Here is a 15,897-nt window from a genome sequence, read left to right as displayed (position 1 = left end):
ACATGCAGCAACTGGAATAAGCTTCAGCCCGCTATATCCATTACATTTATCCTCAAAACAGAGGCCAGGACTTCTGTCCCCGCCTCTGCCATTCATGCATCCATCAATTGTTGACAGTATCCGTAGTTGCGGGATATTGTCAGTTTTTCCGATCTCTTTCGCCGTAGATAACATCGATACAGAAAACACAGGGTTCGTCATTCAGACGGCGGGAACCATAATAAACATTGCAGACATGAAAACCATCCTCGTACAGCTTCTGTAAATTCAGACGGGACTTCGACATTTCTGGCTCTTGCTTCTGCGCGTCCTCTTTTTCCTTCGTAAGGAAATCGATCCGATCACGCAGATGCTGGTTCTCGATTTGAAGATTTGCGTTCTCTTCTATCAGGTCATCCATCTTCTCTTGAATCTCTTTAACATCTGCTCCCATCGATGAAATACGGCTTTCCACCCGATGGAATTGGTCATACAAGGCACGTTTATCCATTTTATCCACTCGCATTTTCCATACTTATTTTTCAATCCTATCGTGCAGATCCTTAAATCCTATAATTCTGAACTGGCAAACTCAACTGTTTTGTTGTGCTCGAACAGACGCACTTTGACGACTTGACTGAGCACATTCAATTCCACAACTTTCCCCTTACCCTCGGGCGTCATCACTTCCTGACCATAATCGGGCATCGCCTTTCTGAGGGAGACGTACGTATCGTTCTCATAATTCAGGCAGCACATCAAACGGCCGCACAAACCGGATATTTTGGTAGGATTCAAGGACAAACCTTGGTCCTTCGCCATCTTGATCGAAACCGGCACAAAGTCACCCAAGAAAGTCGAGCAGCACAGTGTCCTTCCGCAAGGTCCGATTCCTCCAAGAATCTTGGCCTCATCGCGGACACCGATCTGGTGCAGTTCAATCCGCGTACGGAAAACAGCCGCCAATTCGCGGACCAATTCCCGAAAATCGATTCGGCCTTCCGAACTGAAATGGAAAGTCAAACGACTGCGATCGAAAGTGTATTCCGCTTTGATCAGCTTCATCTCCAATTTCAGCTGCTTCATTTTCGTCTTGCATACCGCGAAGGCTTCTTTCGCCTCCGCGCGATTCTTTTCATCCTGCTCGAGATCTTTTTCGGTCGCAACGCGGATGATGTTTTTATGCGAAAGGATGCCGCCTTCTTCATTGCTTTTTTTATCGACAATGACGACTTGGCCAATATCGACAGCATTCCCATTATTTATGATCAATTTTTCGTCCATTCGGTACTTTGTCTGGCCTGCTTCATAATAAGAGATGGGCCCGACAGGCATAAAACGAACACCAATTACGTTTTTCATTTTCTTTCTCCTCCAGAAGCTTTATCTATAGGCTATTCCCGAGCGCGATCTCTTCCAGTACCCCTTGGAGCTGAACATTTGCTTCCAGATGTTTCTTTCCATTGAGGATATTTTCCATATGCCGGGTGATTTCCTGAGGATGCAGTTTTTCTGCAATGCGCTCGTACTCTTTTCCGTGATTTTTGTTGACGATAGCTTGCTTATTGCTGTACTTGGTATACAGTAAATCACGGTAATAGAATAATAGCAAGTCCAAAAAGAAGTGCCCATCATTTTTGTCCTTCAGACCGTCCATCAAGTCAGTCTGCACAAACACAAAGGCTTGGGGATTTTTATCGGTCATCAGTTGGAACCAAGCCCATGTCCGCTTCTTGGATTCATGAAAGCTTTCCTCTTGGTTCAGCAATAAGGCTGCTTCTTGGTTATTGGTGATGGCCGCCAACAACGCTGCATTTTCATGCTGTATCCCCTGAGCCACCAAGGTTTCCCCAAGCGCCTGCTTATTGACGACCTGGAAATGGACGGTTTGGCAACGCGAGCGGATGGTCGGCAGGATATTTTCCTTGGCCGTGGTCATCAAAATCAGGTACGTATCTTTCTGCGGCTCCTCCAAGAACGTCAGCAGACTGTTCGAAGCGCTGACCGTCATTTTTTCGGCGTCATAAATCAGATAGACCTTGCGGCTGCCTTCCATCCCGCTTTTGGAAAGCTCGGCCTTCAGTTCGCGTACTTGGTTGACTTTGATGGTGTTGCCATCCGGCCTGATTTCCGTCATATCGGGAAATTCCCCCGCCGCAATCCGCAAGCAATGATTGCAGTGCCCGCAAGGCTCATCAGCCTGCAACTCCTCGCAAAAGAGCATCTGAGTTATCCAACGCGCCAACTCTTCTTTGCCCGTTCCCTGCGCTCCTTCAAATAAGTAGGCGTGGACCAGTCGTTTCTCACGAATCGTACGTTGGAATCTTTCGAGAAGTTCCGGCTGTTGCCTCATCAAAAGCTGTGTCACACCATCCATCCTTTCCTTCGTCATCAGAATCTGTAAAAACTATCTACCGGTAAAACAAACACGGTCGCTCCGCCTACATGCACTTCCATCGGATAGGCGATTGCGTTGTCCAACGGCACATCCATGCTTACTGGAGTCGCTACGAACTGCTCGCGCGCTTCACAATTGGTTTTGATGATGCTTAAGACTTCATCGACCCGTTCATCATCCACACCGATCATGAAGGTGGTATTGCCGGCGCGCAGAAAACCGCCTGTAGAAGGCAATTTCGTAGCGCGGACGTTCGCTTCCACCAACTCATCGGACAGGATAGCACTGTCTTTATCTTGAATTATAGCCATAATTAATTTCATAACAAATCCCCACTTTCTGTATGTTGAAAAGGTCGATCAGTGATGCTTGGCAAATGATCTTGCTCTAAAAATAGCTTGGATATCTGTTTTTGATGATGTGATAGCACGCTTCCGCTACCGCTTCACGGCTCATCGTCCCATCGACGACCACTATCCGTTCTGGATTAGCCTTCGCCAATTGCTGATAGCCAACTCGGACTTTTTCATGGAAGTCGAGCTTTTCCTGATCCAAACGGTTATATTCCCGTTCGTCCAAGTTCGCATGGATCCTTTGAATGCCTACTTCCGCCGGGACATCGATGTACAACGTCACATCCGGTTCGAGACCTTCTGTTGCGAATTGGTTGATTTCACGGATACCCTCTTCACCGATGCCTCTTGCGTAACCTTGATAAGCGATGGAACTATCGACAAAACGATCACAAAAAATGACGTCTCCACTTTCCAAAACGGGCAACACCTTTTCGATCAGATGCTGGCGACGGCTTGCCGCATACAATAAAGCTTCTGTCCTAGAATCCATGTCCGTATGCGAAGGATCCAGTATCAACGAGCGGATCTTTTCCGCGATCGGGCTTCCACCCGGTTCTCTCGTCGCTACTACTTTGCGGTTCATCTCTTGTTGCAGACGCGGCACTACTTGCTGCAACGCTGTTGTCTTCCCTGAGCCATCCGGCCCTTCGATTGTGATGAAAATCCCTCTCACTTTGCACACTCCTACGATTCTAATACTTCCATTATACGCTAAATGAAAGATTTTTTATACAGATGAAACTGATATACCTTTGTCAATTTCGCAACAATTAATTGCTGTTGTCGGCTCTTTTCGAAAATGGAACAAGTAAACTGCTTTTGGCTCCGGTTGTGCCTGGATTGTGTGCCGACAGGCCGAAAAGATGAATACTTTCGGTTTATTCATGTTTTCTGCCAACATCTACCAATCCCCACAAAAAAAGAACAACCTCATTCCATATGGGCTGCCCTCTTCATAATCTATGTTTGCTTCATTTGGGTATTGTACAGAGTCGTGTAGATGCCGCCCTTTTTGACGAGTGTCTCGTGATCTCCTCGTTCAATGACTTTGCCTTTCTCCAGCACCAAGATTTCATCAGCCGACAGGATCGTCGAAAGACGATGAGCAATAATCAGACTCGTGCTTTTGGCAAGGATCGGCGCTATCGCTTGTTGGATGGCATGCTCCGAGATGGAGTCCAAAGAGGAAGTCGCTTCGTCGAAGATGATCAGCCCCGGTTTCCGGAGGATGATCCGTGCGATTGAAAGCCGCTGCTTTTCGCCGCCGGAAAGCTTCATGCCGCGATTGCCCACGATGGTGTCGTAGCCTTTCGGCAAGCCGCTGATGAACTCGTGGATATTGGCTTCACTGCAAGCTTTCTCGATTTCGGCCTGCGTAGCGTCGGCTTTGGCATACAGCAGATTCTCTTTGATTGTGCCGTTGAACAAGTACGTGTCCTGCGTCACCACTCCGATGTGTTGACGCAGATAGGCCAGATCGAGTTTGCGGATGTCGACGCCGTCCAACAGGATCCTTCCGCCCGTCACATCATAGAGGCGCGGAATCAGGTTGATGATAGTGGACTTGCCCGCTCCCGAAGGCCCGACGATGGCAACGGACGATCCCGGCTTCAGTTCGAAGCTGACGTTATTCAAAATCGGCTGTTCCGAATCATAATGGAAGGAAACCTCTTCAAAAACCAACTCGCCTGTAAACGACTCTGGCTTGATCGCCTCCGGATCATTGTCGATTTCCACAGGCAGATCGAAATACTCGAAAATGCGGTCGAAAAGCGCCATCGAACGGATCATATCGACCTGGATATTCAGCAAGGAATTGACCGGCCCATACATCCTGCCCAGGAGCGCCACCATCACGGTGATGTCTCCGATCGTCAGATCCGTGTTGCCGTATTCGATGATGAGGATTCCGCCGACCAGATAGATCAACATCGGGCCGATGTTCGTGAAGACGTTGATCACGACCCGGAACCATTTGCCAGCCATGCTTTCCTTGATGTTCAAGCGGATCATCTGTTTGTTGGCTTCCTGGTAGCGGTCGAACTCGTAGTTTTCCGTGACGAAAAGCTTCGAAAGCAATTGCCCGCTGACGCTAAGGGTTTCATTCAAGATCTGGTTGATGTCGTCATTGTGCTTACGCGAAGCCAAAGTGATTTCCCAACGCCTTTTGCCAACACGCTTCGTCGGCAGGATGAACAACGGCACCACCACGATGCCAATAGTCGCCAGCAAAGGGCTCTTCGTGTACATCGTGACGAGCGCAACCGTCAATGTCGCAAAATTCTGCAGGATGCTTGTCCAAGTACCCGTCAGCACACTCTGCACACCGCCGATATCGCTGGTCATGCGGGTGATGATGTCGCCCTGCTTGCTGGTCGTGAAGAACCGGTGCGACATCCGCTGCAGATGGCTGTACATCTTATTGCGCATATCATAGGTGATGTTTTCCGCCATCCAGACATTGACATAACTCTCCACGACACTGATCAGATTGGCGATGATCAACACCCCGAATGAGAGGCCAATCAGACGGATCAGCACAGGCATATCCTGCTGCAGCAGCCCTTCGTCGATGATGCGTCCGGTCAGGATCGTCGGAAACACGCCGAATACCGATGAGGTGATGATTGCCAGCACGGAAACGATGAGCTGCTTCCAATAAGGGATGAGATAACTGAACATCCGCTTCAATAATTGTGATGTGATTTTAGGGCTATTCTGTTTTTCCTCGTCCGTCAGGAAACCCCCGCGTCCGCCTTTGAACCCGTTGCCGCCCATTATTGCTCACCCGTTTTGTTTCTGAAGTCCTCCAAGGATTTTGTCAGTTTTTCGCACAGCGCAACAAATTGTTCCTGCTCATCCAACGTCAAGCTTTGATTGATGTGCTCCCTTTCCGTTTGGCGCACTGCCTTCATTTTTTTCAATAAAACATACCCCTTTTCTTGGATAAAAATCCTGTTCCTGCGCTGATCAGCAGGGTCTGGCTGGCGCGTCAAGATCCCATCAGCCTCCAGCCGGTTCAGCATCTCCGTCAAGGATGCCGGCCGGATTCCCATCCGGTCCGCCAATTCCCGTGAACTCATCCCGTCGTTTTCCTGCAATATCCGCAAAAGCTTTCCCGCTCCGCGCGATTCGTGCTTGGCCGGATTCTCCTTGCGCCGCAACGTGCGCATCAGCTTCATAGCGCTACCGATGACATCTTTATTTTGTTCTTCCATAATGATTTCCTCCCCCAGATACTTAGGTACCTATCTATTCCTCCATATTATATTAGGTACCTAACTAATTTGCAACAGAAATGCCTGCGCTAGGTGTTCCGACAAGCGGAAAACATGGATATCTGTTGATTATCCATGTTCTCGACAACATTTTGGTCTCTAAACATGAATACTTCAAATTTATTCATGTTTTCGCTCAACCCGTGAATGTTCAAAGCACACAAAAAACCAGACCGCCGCCGGTCTGGCTTTTTGTCATTCCGAATGAAAAATGTCTTCCGCGCGGTTCGTGCGCTTGCGCCAACGGAATTGCTTGGCTTTTTTCGGCGCGGAAATATCCGCTTGGAGCTGTCTTTCTTTGGCTTCACGCAGCAGGAACAGATATTTCGCTTCCGCTATCTTCTCGAAGATACGCAACTCTTCCGGCAAATCATAGGCATTCTGCTGCAGTTGGGCCAAGGTGGTGTAATGTTGATGGACATCGCTGATCAAGTCGACCAACTTTTCGTCATATTTCTGCTTTAAGTGCCCTTGCTTCTTGTTTGTGATATTCAAATGGAATGCCATTTTTATCTCAGTTCCCCCCGTTGTTCCTTCCCTTGTTACAGTTCTCGGCGTCCATCGATGGCACGGAAGAGAGTCATCTCATCCGCGTATTCGATGTCGCTGCCGACCGCCAGCCCGTAAGCCAGACGCGTCACTTTGATGCCCGCCGGCTTGATCAGACGCGAAAGGTACATGGCCGTCGCTTCCCCTTCGGCTGTCGCATTCGTCGCGATGATGATTTCCTTGACGGTCTCGTCCTGCAACCGTTTGATCAGGCTGGCGATGTTCAAATCTTCCGGGCCAGTCCCTTCCATCGGCGAAAGGACCCCGTTCAACACATGGTACAACCCGTGGTATTCCCGGATTTTTTCCATCGACATGATGTCGCGGGGATTTTCAACCACCAGGATAATGGACATATCCCGCGTATTGTCCGCACAGATGTTGCATGGATCGGATTCGGTGATATTACCGCATATGGCGCACTGGTGTAAATCCCTTTTGGAACGGATCAGCGCGTCGGCGAACGCCAGCACAGCCTCCTCGTCCATATCCAGACAGAAAAAGGCCAACCGGGCAGCCGTTTTTTGCCCGATGCCCGGCAGTTTCATAAAACTTTCGATTAATTTCGCTATGGGTTCTGGGTATTGCATTTCGATAAATCCCCTTTTCTTCTCTCAAAAGAAAGGAGGCTGGGACTAAAGTCAACACTGCCCGACTTGTCTCACCCTCGCTCCCCTCATTCATTTCGATTGTTGCCTGTAGCCTGGCTTAGAAGCCCGGAATCGCACTGGCAAACTTGCCCAACTTCGCTTTCGTTGCTTCATCGATTTTGCTTAGTACGTCATTAGTCGCCATCAGGATCAGATCTTGCAGCATTTCCACATCTTCCGGATCGACCGCTTCAGGTGCGATGACAACATCGGTCACCTTCTTGTTGCCGGTCATCGTGATTTTGACCAAATCATTGGATGCCGCACCGACAAACTCCGTTATATTGAGTTCTGCTTGTGTCTGCTCCATTTCTTTCTGCATTTTTTGCATTTGTTTCATCATGCCTTGCATATTTCCCATTCCGCCTCGCATTGTATGACTCCCTCTCTGTTTGTGTACTATAGTTTATTGTATTTATTTCCCTTTACTGCTTGATTGCTTCCGTCAGTCCTCGACGACAGTCACGACTTCGTCTCCGAAAAGGCTCACCGCCTGATCGACGACTTCCTGTTCCTTTTGTTCCTCGATCACGATCGGATCGGTCTCGACCGAAAAATCATCGGCGAAATTCCCGGGATGATAGTCACCGCGGTAACCGTCTTCCATTTCCGGCATCGGTGGTTCCGGCGGCAGATCCAAATCGACAGGCTTAGCCTCATCGACAGTTGCCGAATCCTGCTGTTTAGGCGCAGCCGATGGTGCCACCGCCTGTTTTGGCGTGGCTTTTTTCGGTTCACCAACGGATTCAGCAGCCGGGCTGTCGTTCCGGTTCTGGATATAGTTGCGTCGCACCGATGTCCATTGCTCTTCCGTCAAGCACACCAATTCGCCGGGACGCTGCAGCATCCGCTGCGTTGCCGCATCTACGGCCGCCTGCAGCTCCGCATCTTCCGTCGCCTTTTGGCAAAGGATATCATACTGGAACGACAGGATGAAACTGGTCGGACTCGCCGCCACCGGATTGGCCTGCTTCAGAACAGCACGCTGGGTGACCGAGAGCACGTCCAGGATATCCGTCCAGAAATCACGCACCCGGGCAAGATCTTGCTTCGTCGCCTCGCCCAAAATTTGGTAAGTCCGCCCCATGTTGGGTTTGAATCCGACTGACGTGTTTGACGAACGAGCCGTTTCTTTTTTGGCCGGTGCTGCTTTGGCCCCCTCCTGGGAAACGGTAAGATTCCCGGAAGCAATCAGTTCCTGCAGCTTCGCAAGTTCTTTTTTGACGAGCTCCAATTCGTGCGCCAGCTTCTGGATCTCTCCGTTCGGCGCCGCTTGTGCGCTCGGAGCTGCCGCCTGTACATGCGCCTTGGATTGGGACAGTTTCACGGCCAACACTTCCAAATAGATGTCCGGTTGCGTCGAGAAACGCATCTCCCCTTGGGTTTCGTTAAAAGCTTCGATCATCTCGTAGAGGAATGTTGCCGGTGCCTCCTGCGAGAAAGTCTGGAAAGCTTCACTGTATTGTTGCGTATTGTCCGCAAAGGCCTTGCCTTTTGTCTGCTGATAGACCAGCACATCCCGCGCAAACAGGATCATTTCCTCGAGGAAACGGCCGGCCTCTTTGCCTGCACTCAGTATTTCCTGCAGCAGTTGCAGCGCCGATTCCGTCTCTTCATGCAGCAACGCGCTGGAGAAGGAAATCATCATTTCCTCCGTCAGACTGCCGGAAACTTTTACCGCATTTTCGAAAGTGACCGCATCCGAACCGTAGGATATGATCTGATCGAGCAGGCTGAGCGCATCCCGCATCCCGCCGTTCGCGGAGCGCGCGATGACATGCAGCGCCTGATCATCATAACCGATCTTCTCCTCCTGCAGGATATAGGCCATCCGATTGATGATGTCCTGATAGGAAATCCGCTTGAAGTCGAACCGCTGCGTTCTGGATATGATCGTCAACGGAATCTTGTGCGGCTCCGTCGTCGCCAAAATAAAGATGACATTTTCAGGCGGCTCCTCCAGCGTCTTAAGGAGCGCATTGAAGGCACCGGTCGAGAGCATGTGCACCTCGTCGATGATGTAGACTTTGTAGTCGGCTTGGGTCGGCGCATAACGCGCTTTGTCGCGGATATCCCGGATTTCCTCTACGCCGTTGTTGCTGGCGGCATCAATCTCGATGACGTCATTCAAGCGCCCTTCGGTGATTGCCTTGCACGTTTCACATTCGTTGCACGGCTCCCCATCGACGCGATGATGACAGTTGATGGCTTTCGCAAAAATCTTGGCTGCACTCGTCTTACCTGTTCCGCGTGGGCCGGTAAAAAGGTAAGCATGGCTCGTTTTCCCCTGTATTAAGGCATTCTTCAGCGTCTGCGTGACCGCTTCCTGACCTGCGATGTCTCCGAACCGCTGCGGGCGCCAAACCCGATATAGTGCTTGATAGCTCATCCTTTTCCCTCTTTCACTTTTGCTTCGTCCATCTATTATAAGGGAAAAACAGGAAAATAGAAAGGCATCGCTCTGCGGCTTTCCTGCGTAATTTAAGGTCGAATTTTGCTTAGTTTGGAGGGCATTCAGCTCCGATAAAAGGATGAAATAATAACAGTTGACAAAAAGTAAGTTAGGCATTATAGTAAATCTATCGAATAGTTCGAATTCGTATTAATTAAATTTGTGATACTATTCCGGCAAGAATACACTTCAAATAAAAACAACAATAAAGGGGAAAATGAATATGACAGCATTTTGGGATTTGGGCAAAGTTGCCTTGAAAGTCAAAGATCTGAAGAAAATGACGCAATTCTATCAGGAAGCACTTGGCTTGGATTTAATGGAAGAAAAGGGAAATTCGGTTGTATTGGGAGTCGCTGCAGATGGGACGCCATTGGTTGAATTGATTGAGCTCAAATCTCCGGCTGCCCGCAAAAGAACGACCGGACTTTTCCACTTGGCGATTCTTTTGCCGACGCGAGCCGACCTCGGATCATTCCTTTATCATTTGTTGACGAAAAAATATGACCTGGAGGGCGCGAGCGACCATGGTTACAGCGAAGCCATCTACTTCCACGATCCGGAAGGCAACGGCATCGAGGTCTACCGCGACAAAGAGTTGTCGGTTTGGAATGTCCGTCCGGATGGCAAAATCGAAGGCGTTACCGAAGCGATGGATGCGGATGGCGTAATCGGTGCGATGGTCAAAATTTATGATGGCATCCCTTCCGGTACGAAAATGGGACACGTCCACCTGACCGTTCACGATCTGGTCGAAACCCAGCAATTTTACGAAAACGTACTTGGCATCTCATTGAAGTCGGACTTTTTCGGACAAGCAAAATTCTTCGCAGCCGGAAACTACCATCACCACCTCGGTTCGAACATGTGGGCTGGAAAACATCTGCCGGCCGCTGAAGAAAATCAACCAGGCTTGGCGTACTACACTTGGGTGGTTGCCGACATTACCGCTTATGAAGCGTTGAAGGGCAGATTGGTTCACGGAGCCGTTTCGTTTGAAGAAAAGGACAACACGCTTATCTTCAAAGACAACAGCGGCATCGAAATCCACGCTGGCATTCACCAAGCGGAGTAATTGCATCAGAATCTTAGAGCGTAACCGGAAAGCAGTTCTGCCGGTTACGCTTTTTTGGATGTCTTGGATAAATTGCAGAACTATAGCCAGCATAGGAATAGTTTCTTTAAACTCAGGTATAATATAACTAACTGGACAAAGGGGGAATTTTTTTTGAAAAAGTTAATCTTATGCTTTATCACTACGGCTCTGCTAAGCGGATGCGGCGCAGCCAGCTCGCAAGCAAGCACCCATAGTGAAGATGTGGAAACCGGAGAGGCGACCGTGCTTTATTCCGGAACTGTTATCGATAGTGGCGAAACGCATAACAATGGTTTGTTTCTGGCTGATTTAGTTCCAGTAGACTCGTCAGAAGCTGCTTCTTTCGATGAAGTCATACTGTTAATGGAAGATGTCCTCTTGATTGACCAATCCTCTGGCGAAAATGTGTCCCTATCAGACATAGAAAAAGGCGATAAAGTGAATGTCATCTTGATCGACCATGCGCCTACCACGATGTCCTTGCCCCCGCAAATTCCTGGCATGGGGATTGTGCAGGTTGAAATAGTAAGATGATTAAAAGTAACTTTATTAGTTCCTGTATTTACCCTTTGACACAACTGTGTCGATGTGGATGATGTCCCCGAGCAACCTTGGGCACTTAATCTCTTTTACTCTAGAAAAAATACAAAACACATAATATTAGCCAACAACTGTACTTACGGTTGAGGGTACTAATATTATGTGTTTTTGAAGTCGTTCTGATACTACGCCTTTGATCGATGTACAGAACAAACTTATTTTCTCATCGTTTTCATGATAAGGGAAACTATGAGGATCAGGATGATAGCTCCTATTAATGCAGGTGCGATGTAGAATCCTCCGATTGCAGGTCCCCAAGCTCCGAATAAAGTTACTCCTAACCATGAACCAACGAAACCCGCAATGATATTCCCGATAATACCACCAGGAACATTTTTACCCAAAAAAGCTCCAGCAAGTGCGCCCAAGACCCCACCGACAATTAGAGACCAAAGAAAGTCCATTTTTTACTCCTCCTTCTTATAAAGAAGCCTGCAGCAACCATGCATCTATACTTTGCTCATTACACTGCAATTATATAAGGAATGACCTATATTATAAAGTATTTGCACTCGAAGCGAGATGGTTCTCGAAAAAAACTTGAATTTATCAAATAATGCTCTTACAACACTGTAAAAACTCCCGAAGAATTGATTCGGGAGTTTTGGGTGCTTGCCTTATTTAGCTTTCAATACGTGAATCTTCATCTGTATCAGCGTTACCTGGAACAACCGTTGTTTCCTGCTCCAAAACATCTGCCATTGACTCAACATCAGGATGAGAATCTGTCTCCGGCGTCTCTTGAAGAATTTGGTTGGACTTAACCGCACTCACCGTATCTGTTGCATCCATATTGTCCAAATGTAATGAGGCTTCTTTATTTAAGATATCGTCCACGATCACAACGATTTCACCGTCATCTAATTGCCTCTGATACCCTTCCAGTAGCGTGTCTTCTTCTGGTTCCAAATCAGCATCCTGTTTGTTGCTCGCATAATCACTGCTGGTGAAGATAGGGAAAGCATGCATGATTTTCTCCCAGAGAGTAAGATGCTCGTCGGTAGTGTCATCTAACTTTATTGTAGCCTCTGTGGAATTGATCAGTTCATCATACTTCTTAGCTTCATTCGTTATAAGTGTAATATGTGATTCAGTATACCCTTCTTGTCGTAAACCCTCTAAAACAGTATGAACTTCTGAAATGGTACGGTAGGAGCCTTTCACAAACTTAGCCATATTTATTACCTCCACTTTCTTCTTCGTGACTCTGTTACAGTTTCATTGTATAGAAATTTAGCTTCACTAGCAAAGATTAACACTTATGAAAAACAGGGTGAGTAGAGAGTTATAGACGTAAAATACAATGTTCTTATTAATAATTTCACAAAAATTCCTATACAATTTAAGTAAGACTTTCTATTGTAATTAGAGAAGGTTATCTCGATTGGGATCAAATTCATGGGTGCGATCTATAATGTCCCGTGGATTAGCTCCCAAGTCCTCGGTGTAAATAGTGGTTGGAGGCTCTTCTTCAATCAATACCGCTATACCACCGCGATTAATCTCATCTCGATATTTATCAAGCAGAGTACTGACAGAAGCATACTGCGAATCCTTATAAGTCTCTTCGTCATAAGCATCATCTAATGTGAACGCATCCTTGATTTTTTCCCAAAGTGAACGATGATCCTCATCTAAATTATCGATAGCTTGAGCGTTTATTGTCGTATCGACCTGCATATTGTTAAAAAAATTACTCTGAACTTCTGTATTTGCCACGACAGAGATATCGCTCCGGCTGTACCCTTCAGTCTTTAGACGGTCTATAGCGGCCATTGCTTCCCTTTGTGTAAAGTAAATCCCTTCTAATATTTTAACCATGCCATTTCCTCCATTCTGTGCACGAAGTGATAGTCACAATTTCCCCCACTTATCCACTGAACAACAACTAAAACAAAAATAACAACTAGAAAAATGTGTATTAATCCTCCGCCAATCGCAGACAGCAGCCCTAGACCCCATAAAATAGGAGCTATGACAGCAATCATCCTACAACTTACCTTTTACTGGAATAGTAGTAAACTTTCTTAAAACAGAAATAACGATAGTAATACGACCCATTATTTTGTCTGTACTACTATCGTTATTTTTGTATTACATGGGAACTAGTTGTCTCTTGGCTACGTACTCATTTTTACTTTCTCGTGGTTCTAAGTATAAGCGAGAGAATGAGAATCAGTATAATGGCCCCTATTAACGCAGGAACGATGTAGAATCCTCCAATTGCCGGCCCCCAAGCTCCAAATAAAGTTATCCCTAACCATGAACCAATGAAACCAGCAATGATGTTTCCGATAATGCCACCGGGTACATCTCTACCTAAAAAAGCTCCTGCAAGTGCACCTAAGATGCCACCGACAATTAAAGACCAAAGAAATTCCATGTCTATTCCTCCTTCTTATATCGCCCTGCCCGCAGTAATCAATTAACTATTCTTTGTTGCTATTTACACTGCAATTATATAAAAAAGAAACTATATTAAAAAGAAATTACACTCGAACGGAAAGAAGTTAAAGGACATCTGTAGCTATCCGGACCAAATACCGGAATATGTAAATCTTTCACACTATCTCTCAATAAAATAGGCTTCCACAAATTGGTACGTGGGAATGTGAATATAATGCTGTCAGATGGCAAGTTGTTCGGCTTCTACAAGAAGATTCCAACGTGCTTCTTCATCATAGGCTACATAGGCTGCTTTCGCTTCTTCGATTAATGTAGTTCACTCCTTTATCTTGGTAATTCATAGTGTAGTACACTTATTTTCTACTAGGGAAATAAGAACCCTTCACTAGGAATTAAATAGTTTTATATTTAGTAAATTTTCTCTCGTTTAGTAAGCTCAAGCTTTATGGTGCCAATCTCCTGCGTCTGAAGGGTATCTTTATCTTCCCGTCAGAAGGAGGAGTATAATCAAGACAAGGTTTTTATAAACTTATAAGGAGGAATTCTATTATGAAGCACACTTCTGCTGATCAAGACCTCTCTAATTTCCCTGAATCCTATTGGAGTACCCATCCTACCCCACACTTTCCGCCTATGACCGCAGACAATGAGACTCAAGTGGGCGTCATCGGCGGCGGCATAGTTGGCATCATGACTGCGTATTTATTGACAAGAGCAGGTAAACGAGTGACCCTCATTGAAGCCCGGGACTTCATTTCCGGTATCACCGGCCACACTACCGCAAAAATTACAGCACAACACAGACTCATTTATGATGAACTTATTCACACTTTCGATAAAGAAAATGCGCGCCTGTATTATGACGCAAATATCGAAGGACTCACTCTTATTCAGAAAATAACCGAAGAATTAGAAATAGACTGCGATTTCGAAAAGAAAAAGGCAGTTGTATACGCCACGACTGTTAAGGGTAGCCAGCAAATCAAAAAAGAGGCCCAAGCTTATGAAAGCCTTGGCATAAAGGCTCTTTTGACAGAAGGCCGTTTAGAAGAATTACCGTTTGATACAATAATGGCACTCACAATGCCGGACCAAGCACAATTTCATCCTGTGAAATTCCTAGCTACTCTCTTAAATGAGATCCAGCGTCTTGGGGGTACAATATATGAGCAAACACGCGCCGTGGAGATGAAAGATGAGACAACCGTCATTATGGAGAATGGTACAAAACTAAACTGCAAAAAGGTAGTTGTGGCAACCCACTATCCCTTCAATGACTTCAATGGGCTGTATTTCTCCAAACTTTCCATTTCCCGCTCTTATGCCCTCGCCGTTAAAGTGATGAGCACAGTACCAGAGGGCATGTACATCAGCGTGGAATCTCCTACCCGTTCGCTCCGATCTATTCTTGACTTGAATGGGGAGGAATTATTACTGATAGGGGGAGATAGCCATCCCACTGGAAAAAGTAAATCCGATACGCAAGAGCATTACCAAAATTTAGAAAAATTTGTGCAGAAGTTCTTTCCAATACAAGCAATACCTTTTCACTGGTCTGCTCAGGACATGACGACGCTGGATAAGATACCGTATGTCGGTCAAATATCTCAGGGTTTCCCAGATATTCTAGTGGCCACTGGATTTAATAAATGGGGTATGGCTATGGGTGCCCTCTCCAGCAAACTACTGACAGATTTAATACTGGAGGAACCGAATAGATATAAGGATTTATTCGATCCTATGAGAGGAAAGCTTAAAGTAGAAGACATCAAACAGTTTGTCAAAAAAAATGTTACTGTTGGCAAAGATTTCGTCGTGTCCAAAGCTGCACGCGCCACGCTGGCTCCAGAAGAGTTGAAATCGGACGAAGGCGGACTAGTATCAGTAGACGGCAAAAAAGTGGGTGGATATCGTGATGAAATGGGCCAAATACACTTTGTCAATACAACGTGTACGCATATGGGGTGCGGCTTGGAATGGAACAATGCGGAGCGTTCTTGGGACTGTCCGTGCCATGGGTCCCGCTTCTCCTATTCGGGGGAAGTTCTGGATGGACCTGCCGTCCATCCGTTGAAAAAATTGGATAACGAAGAGTAACAGCACAAAAAACAGAAGATTGCATCAGTACCGGAA

19 protein-coding genes are annotated in these 15,897 nt (G+C 46.7%); 3 read left to right on the top strand and 16 right to left on the bottom strand.

Going from position 1 to position 15,897, the window contains the following annotated elements; translation table 11 throughout:
* Positions 1–139: 139 nt before the first annotated feature.
* From AC0J5I_RS05550 to dnaX, 11 genes are all read right to left on the bottom strand, one after another.
* On the bottom strand, positions 140–490 hold the full coding sequence (locus tag AC0J5I_RS05550; protein ID WP_068562380.1) for a DNA replication initiation control protein YabA: 351 nt from the start codon (positions 488–490) through the stop codon (positions 140–142).
* Between the two features lie 59 nt (positions 491–549).
* Positions 550–1,341, bottom strand: coding sequence for a PSP1 domain-containing protein (locus AC0J5I_RS05545; RefSeq protein ID WP_086630093.1), 792 nt, complete (start codon positions 1,339–1,341; stop codon positions 550–552).
* A gap of 25 nt (positions 1,342–1,366) precedes the next feature.
* On the bottom strand, positions 1,367–2,356 hold the full coding sequence (gene holB, locus AC0J5I_RS05540) for a DNA polymerase III subunit delta' (protein ID WP_475304466.1): 990 nt from the start codon (positions 2,354–2,356) through the stop codon (positions 1,367–1,369).
* Positions 2,357–2,370: 14 nt separating this feature from the next.
* Entirely contained in the window at positions 2,371–2,700 is a 330-nt protein-coding gene (locus AC0J5I_RS05535; RefSeq protein WP_106450970.1) for a cyclic-di-AMP receptor, read from the bottom strand.
* Between the two features lie 64 nt (positions 2,701–2,764).
* Entirely contained in the window at positions 2,765–3,406 is a 642-nt protein-coding gene (gene tmk / locus AC0J5I_RS05530; RefSeq protein WP_475304461.1) for a dTMP kinase, read from the bottom strand.
* Positions 3,407–3,693: 287 nt separating this feature from the next.
* Complete coding sequence (locus tag AC0J5I_RS05525) at positions 3,694–5,511, bottom strand: ABC transporter ATP-binding protein (protein ID WP_475304459.1); 1,818 nt, start codon at positions 5,509–5,511, stop codon at positions 3,694–3,696.
* Positions 5,511–5,951 carry a MarR family winged helix-turn-helix transcriptional regulator gene (locus AC0J5I_RS05520; RefSeq protein WP_475304458.1) on the bottom strand — a complete coding sequence of 147 codons (441 nt, stop codon included), beginning with the start codon at positions 5,949–5,951 and terminating at the stop codon, positions 5,511–5,513. Before AC0J5I_RS05520 ends, AC0J5I_RS05525 begins: the two co-directional genes overlap by 1 nt.
* Before the next feature lie 255 nt (positions 5,952–6,206).
* Entirely contained in the window at positions 6,207–6,518 is a 312-nt protein-coding gene (locus tag AC0J5I_RS05515) for a YaaL family protein (protein ID WP_475304457.1), read from the bottom strand.
* 35 nt (positions 6,519–6,553) lie between these two features.
* Positions 6,554–7,150 carry a recombination mediator RecR gene (recR, locus tag AC0J5I_RS05510; protein WP_086986556.1) on the bottom strand — a complete coding sequence of 199 codons (597 nt, stop codon included), beginning with the start codon at positions 7,148–7,150 and terminating at the stop codon, positions 6,554–6,556.
* A 118-nt stretch (positions 7,151–7,268) separates the two neighbouring features.
* The gene (locus AC0J5I_RS05505; RefSeq protein WP_086986555.1) at positions 7,269–7,583 is read right to left on the bottom strand and encodes a YbaB/EbfC family nucleoid-associated protein; all 315 of its coding nucleotides are present in this window, start codon (positions 7,581–7,583) and stop codon (positions 7,269–7,271) included.
* Between the two features lie 72 nt (positions 7,584–7,655).
* Positions 7,656–9,599 (bottom strand): DNA polymerase III subunit gamma/tau, encoded by a 1,944-nt coding sequence (gene dnaX, locus AC0J5I_RS05500; RefSeq protein WP_475304456.1) that lies wholly within the window; start codon positions 9,597–9,599, stop codon positions 7,656–7,658.
* 286 nt (positions 9,600–9,885) lie between these two features.
* Between dnaX and AC0J5I_RS05495 the strand changes: the two genes are divergently transcribed.
* Positions 9,886–10,737: a VOC family protein gene (locus AC0J5I_RS05495; RefSeq protein WP_475304455.1), complete on the top strand. Its 852-nt coding sequence runs from the start codon at positions 9,886–9,888 to the stop codon at positions 10,735–10,737.
* 153 nt (positions 10,738–10,890) lie between these two features.
* On the top strand, positions 10,891–11,292 hold the full coding sequence (locus AC0J5I_RS05490) for a hypothetical protein (protein ID WP_475304454.1): 402 nt from the start codon (positions 10,891–10,893) through the stop codon (positions 11,290–11,292).
* A 221-nt stretch (positions 11,293–11,513) separates the two neighbouring features.
* On the opposite strand, the gene AC0J5I_RS05485 is transcribed toward AC0J5I_RS05490, so the two are convergent.
* From AC0J5I_RS05485 to AC0J5I_RS05465, 5 genes are all read right to left on the bottom strand, one after another.
* Complete coding sequence (locus AC0J5I_RS05485; protein WP_475304453.1) at positions 11,514–11,762, bottom strand: GlsB/YeaQ/YmgE family stress response membrane protein; 249 nt, start codon at positions 11,760–11,762, stop codon at positions 11,514–11,516.
* Between the two features lie 217 nt (positions 11,763–11,979).
* The gene (locus AC0J5I_RS05480) at positions 11,980–12,534 is read right to left on the bottom strand and encodes a hypothetical protein (RefSeq protein WP_475304452.1); all 555 of its coding nucleotides are present in this window, start codon (positions 12,532–12,534) and stop codon (positions 11,980–11,982) included.
* Positions 12,535–12,723: 189 nt separating this feature from the next.
* Positions 12,724–13,179, bottom strand: a complete 456-nt coding sequence (locus tag AC0J5I_RS05475; RefSeq protein ID WP_475304451.1) for a general stress protein — start codon at positions 13,177–13,179, stop codon at positions 12,724–12,726.
* Positions 13,164–13,346, bottom strand: a complete 183-nt coding sequence (locus tag AC0J5I_RS05470; RefSeq protein WP_475304450.1) for a hypothetical protein — start codon at positions 13,344–13,346, stop codon at positions 13,164–13,166. Before AC0J5I_RS05470 ends, AC0J5I_RS05475 begins: the two co-directional genes overlap by 16 nt.
* A 146-nt stretch (positions 13,347–13,492) precedes the next feature.
* Positions 13,493–13,741, bottom strand: coding sequence for a GlsB/YeaQ/YmgE family stress response membrane protein (locus AC0J5I_RS05465; RefSeq protein ID WP_475304449.1), 249 nt, complete (start codon positions 13,739–13,741; stop codon positions 13,493–13,495).
* 572 nt (positions 13,742–14,313) lie between these two features.
* Here AC0J5I_RS05465 and AC0J5I_RS05460 point away from each other — a divergent pair.
* A complete protein-coding gene (locus AC0J5I_RS05460) occupies positions 14,314–15,861 on the top strand; it encodes an FAD-dependent oxidoreductase (protein WP_475304448.1) in 1,548 nt (515 codons plus the stop codon).
* The last annotated feature ends 36 nt before the right edge of the window (positions 15,862–15,897 follow it).

The organism is Trichococcus sp. TS_SC_9 (genome assembly GCF_056156325.1).
This window is presented reverse-complemented; position numbering and strand designations above follow the sequence as displayed.

Bases quoted from the DNA above. Each gene is read 5' to 3' on its own strand.
- recR (WP_086986556.1), bottom strand. From the start codon at position 7,150: ATGCAATACCCAGAACCCATAGCGAAATTAATCGAAAGTTTTATGAAA.
- AC0J5I_RS05465 (WP_475304449.1), bottom strand. From the start codon at position 13,741: ATGGAATTTCTTTGGTCTTTAATTGTCGGTGGCATCTTAGGTGCACTT.
- AC0J5I_RS05480 (WP_475304452.1), bottom strand. From the start codon at position 12,534: ATGGCTAAGTTTGTGAAAGGCTCCTACCGTACCATTTCAGAAGTTCAT.
- AC0J5I_RS05535 (WP_106450970.1), bottom strand. From the start codon at position 2,700: ATGAAATTAATTATGGCTATAATTCAAGATAAAGACAGTGCTATCCTG.
- AC0J5I_RS05495 (WP_475304455.1), top strand. From the start codon at position 9,886: ATGACAGCATTTTGGGATTTGGGCAAAGTTGCCTTGAAAGTCAAAGAT.
- AC0J5I_RS05545 (WP_086630093.1), bottom strand. From the start codon at position 1,341: ATGAAAAACGTAATTGGTGTTCGTTTTATGCCTGTCGGGCCCATCTCT.
- AC0J5I_RS05470 (WP_475304450.1), bottom strand. From the start codon at position 13,346: ATGATTGCTGTCATAGCTCCTATTTTATGGGGTCTAGGGCTGCTGTCT.
- AC0J5I_RS05505 (WP_086986555.1), bottom strand. From the start codon at position 7,583: ATGCGAGGCGGAATGGGAAATATGCAAGGCATGATGAAACAAATGCAA.
- AC0J5I_RS05475 (WP_475304451.1), bottom strand. From the start codon at position 13,179: ATGGTTAAAATATTAGAAGGGATTTACTTTACACAAAGGGAAGCAATG.
- AC0J5I_RS05460 (WP_475304448.1), top strand. From the start codon at position 14,314: ATGAAGCACACTTCTGCTGATCAAGACCTCTCTAATTTCCCTGAATCC.
- AC0J5I_RS05515 (WP_475304457.1), bottom strand. From the start codon at position 6,518: ATGGCATTCCATTTGAATATCACAAACAAGAAGCAAGGGCACTTAAAG.
- AC0J5I_RS05485 (WP_475304453.1), bottom strand. From the start codon at position 11,762: ATGGACTTTCTTTGGTCTCTAATTGTCGGTGGGGTCTTGGGCGCACTT.
- holB (WP_475304466.1), bottom strand. From the start codon at position 2,356: ATGGATGGTGTGACACAGCTTTTGATGAGGCAACAGCCGGAACTTCTC.
- AC0J5I_RS05520 (WP_475304458.1), bottom strand. From the start codon at position 5,951: ATGGAAGAACAAAATAAAGATGTCATCGGTAGCGCTATGAAGCTGATG.
- AC0J5I_RS05550 (WP_068562380.1), bottom strand. From the start codon at position 490: ATGGATAAACGTGCCTTGTATGACCAATTCCATCGGGTGGAAAGCCGT.
- AC0J5I_RS05525 (WP_475304459.1), bottom strand. From the start codon at position 5,511: ATGGGCGGCAACGGGTTCAAAGGCGGACGCGGGGGTTTCCTGACGGAC.
- dnaX (WP_475304456.1), bottom strand. From the start codon at position 9,599: ATGAGCTATCAAGCACTATATCGGGTTTGGCGCCCGCAGCGGTTCGGA.